This is a genomic window from Tardiphaga sp., assembly GCF_025356345.1.
Classification (GTDB): domain Bacteria; phylum Pseudomonadota; class Alphaproteobacteria; order Rhizobiales; family Xanthobacteraceae; genus Tardiphaga.
On record NZ_JANXTC010000206.1, the window covers coordinates 1 to 2,555 of the forward strand.

Consider the following 2,555-nt stretch of genomic DNA (forward strand, 5'->3'; position numbering starts at 1 on the left):
CGAGTTTCCGCAGCAGCCTGTCATAGGCTAGCCGGTCCCCCTCCTGCGCGGCACGCATCCACGCGGCCAATTCCTGCTCTCCTTGTTCGGAGAAGATCATGGTTCGACGAGTCCGGAAGTCAGGAGCCGGTGAAGGCGCTAAATAATATCGGCTGCTCTGTAACTTTTTTCGATGGCGGTGAGAAGTACATCTCTGAGAGCGCCTCTGTGCGCTCATGACCAGAGCAAGGATCTAGCACGCGATGTCCCGTATCATTTTCACAACGCTTCTGGCCGCGAGCCTTGTTGTCCTCACGGTCTCCGCGCAGGCGGCCCAGCCCTTCACCCCGGAACGGCTCGCGGAAGCGCAGCGTGCCGACCACGGCATCGTGATCGATGTCACGGCGCCGTGGTGTCCGACCTGCAAGGCGCAGCGCCCGGTTATCGCGGGTCTCGAAAACGACCACCCGCAGCTCGTCGTTCTGGAAATCGATTTCGATACATCGAAGGATTTGCTGAAAAAATTCGGCGTGCAGTACCAGAGCACGCTGATCGTCTTCAAGGGCAGCAACGAAGTTGGGCGTTCGACCGGCGTCAGCGACCCTGTCGCCGTGACCGACCTGATCAAGAAGGCGCTGTGAATTGCCGCTGGTCAGCCTCGCCTTCAGTTATGGCGCGGGGGCGCTGTCGACGCTGTCGCCCTGCGTGTTGCCACTGCTGCCGATCGTAGTCATCGGCGCGGTCGAGCAGCACCGGTTTGGTCCGATCGCGCTGGCGGCGGGACTGGCTGGGTCGTTCGCCGCGACAGGCCTGTTCATCGCCTCGATCGGACTCAACTTGGGAATTGATTCCGGCGTGTTGCGCAGCGCCGTGGCGGTATTGATGATGGGGTTAGGGATCGTGTTACTGGTGCCGGCGCTGCAGATGGCGCTGACGTCGGTGGCGGCCCCTTTGACGTCGGGTGGTAACGGCCTGCTCGCCCGGCTGTCCTTCACCGGCATTCGCGGTCAGTTCCTGCTCGGCCTGCTGCTTGGCGCGGTGTGGTCGCCTTGCGCTGGCCCCACGCTCGGCGTGGCAATCGGGCTGGCGGCGCAGAGCGCCACCATGTTCAGCGCCCTCGCCCTATTGTTGGTCTTCGGTATCGGCGCCGCGACGCCGGTATTGGCGCTCGCCTACGGATCGCGTCAGGCGATGATCGCACGTCGTAATTCGATGGCCCAAGCATCGCGGATGATGAAGCCCGTGGCCGGCGCCGTGATGCTGGCGGTCGGCCTTTTTGTGATCACCGGCCTCGACAAGATCGTCGAGACCCATCTGACGAGCGCCATGCCGGACTGGCTGGTGAACGTAACGACGCGGCTATAGCGCCACGCCGCTCAACCTACTCCGGAGGAAATCCAATGAGCTCGCTCAAGAAATCGCTGCAAGTTCTCGGCTCGATCGCCGCCGTCAGCGGCATGGTCGCAGCCACCGCCGTCCCGGCCCGCGCCCAGGCTGCCAACCCCTGCGCCGCCAAGTCCGTCCATAAGCCCTGCGCGGCCAAGTCGACCAACCCCTGCGCGGCAAAAGCCGCCAACCCCTGCGCGGCCAAGGCCACCAATCCGTGCGCGGCCAAGGGCGCCATGAAGAAATAAACCTCAGCCGCGACGGCGCGGCTAGATAGGATCGGCGCCGGCGGGCAACACCTGTCGGCGCATGATAAGGTGAGCGAGCCTCGATGGACATTCCTGCGGACCAGAACGAACCAATTTCCGCGGCGCAATTGCAACGGATGATCAACGCCGGCAACAAGGTCGTCGACTGCCTGCGTGTGCTTTCGAAAAGCGGCCAGAACCTGATCGGCGAAGTACTCCGCGGCGATGCATTCACGCAGTGGGAGCATTACCCGCCCGATGATGTGCACGACCCGGAAACCCACGCGCAGTATTATTTTCACGCGCATGCGCCCGACGAAGCGCGCGTTGGCGACTTCGGGCATTTCCACACCTTCATGATGCGGAGCGGAATTCCCGAAAATCTGCGTCCCCTGCGGTTAACGGGCGATAGCCTGGAAGCCGTAGCTGGCGGGTCGTGTCACATGATCGCCATCGCGATGACGCCCGAAGGCCTGCCGGAACGCTTGTTCACCACCAACCGCTGGGTCACCGGCGAGGCCTGGTACGCTGCAAGCGACGTCATAGCCATGCTGGATCGTTTCGAGATGGACCTCGCCTATCCGTCATGGCCGCTCAATCAGTGGCTGACGGCCATGCTGGTCCTGTTCCGGCCGCAGATCGAGCAGCTTATCCTGCGCCGCGACCAGACAATTGCCGACTGGCAGGCACGCTATCCCCTGCGCGACGTGTTCGAGGATCGAGCGCTCGAAGTCACGTCATCGATCGAGATCTCGCTTGTCGCGCAGATCGAGTGGCTCGATCAACTGGCCGATGGCTCGGGCTAGAGCGGGATGATGTTTGGCTGAATCGATTGGGGGATTCCCAAATCAGGCGGTTTCTGATTCAAGCTTGATGCTGGAATTGGAGGCCAGCAGGGATGGCACGACCCCTGTCGATGGATTTGCGCGAGCGGGCGATAGC

4 protein-coding genes are annotated in these 2,555 nt (G+C 62.6%); all 4 read left to right on the plus strand.

What is annotated here, in order from left to right; genetic code table 11:
• Positions 1 to 242: 242 nt before the first annotated feature.
• The 4 genes from Q0S16_RS12695 (at position 243) to Q0S16_RS12710 (ending at position 2,419) form a co-directional block, all read left to right on the plus strand.
• Positions 243 to 620 (plus strand): thioredoxin family protein, encoded by a 378-nt coding sequence (locus Q0S16_RS12695; RefSeq protein WP_295848726.1) that lies wholly within the window; start codon positions 243 to 245, stop codon positions 618 to 620.
• Position 621: 1 nt separating this feature from the next.
• Positions 622 to 1,344, plus strand: a complete 723-nt coding sequence (locus Q0S16_RS12700) for a cytochrome c biogenesis CcdA family protein (protein ID WP_295848727.1) — start codon at positions 622 to 624, stop codon at positions 1,342 to 1,344.
• 35 nt (positions 1,345 to 1,379) lie between these two features.
• The gene (locus tag Q0S16_RS12705) at positions 1,380 to 1,613 is read left to right on the plus strand and encodes a hypothetical protein (RefSeq protein WP_295848729.1); all 234 of its coding nucleotides are present in this window, start codon (positions 1,380 to 1,382) and stop codon (positions 1,611 to 1,613) included.
• 83 nt (positions 1,614 to 1,696) lie between these two features.
• Positions 1,697 to 2,419 (plus strand): hypothetical protein, encoded by a 723-nt coding sequence (locus Q0S16_RS12710; RefSeq protein WP_295848730.1) that lies wholly within the window; start codon positions 1,697 to 1,699, stop codon positions 2,417 to 2,419.
• Positions 2,420 to 2,555 lie beyond the last annotated feature (136 nt).

Excerpts from the sequence above, each read along its gene's own strand:
- Q0S16_RS12695 (WP_295848726.1), top strand. The coding sequence starts at position 243 with ATGTCCCGTATCATTTTCACAACGCTTCTGGCCGCGAGCCTTGTTGTC.
- Q0S16_RS12705 (WP_295848729.1), top strand. The coding sequence starts at position 1,380 with ATGAGCTCGCTCAAGAAATCGCTGCAAGTTCTCGGCTCGATCGCCGCC.
- Q0S16_RS12710 (WP_295848730.1), top strand. The coding sequence starts at position 1,697 with ATGGACATTCCTGCGGACCAGAACGAACCAATTTCCGCGGCGCAATTG.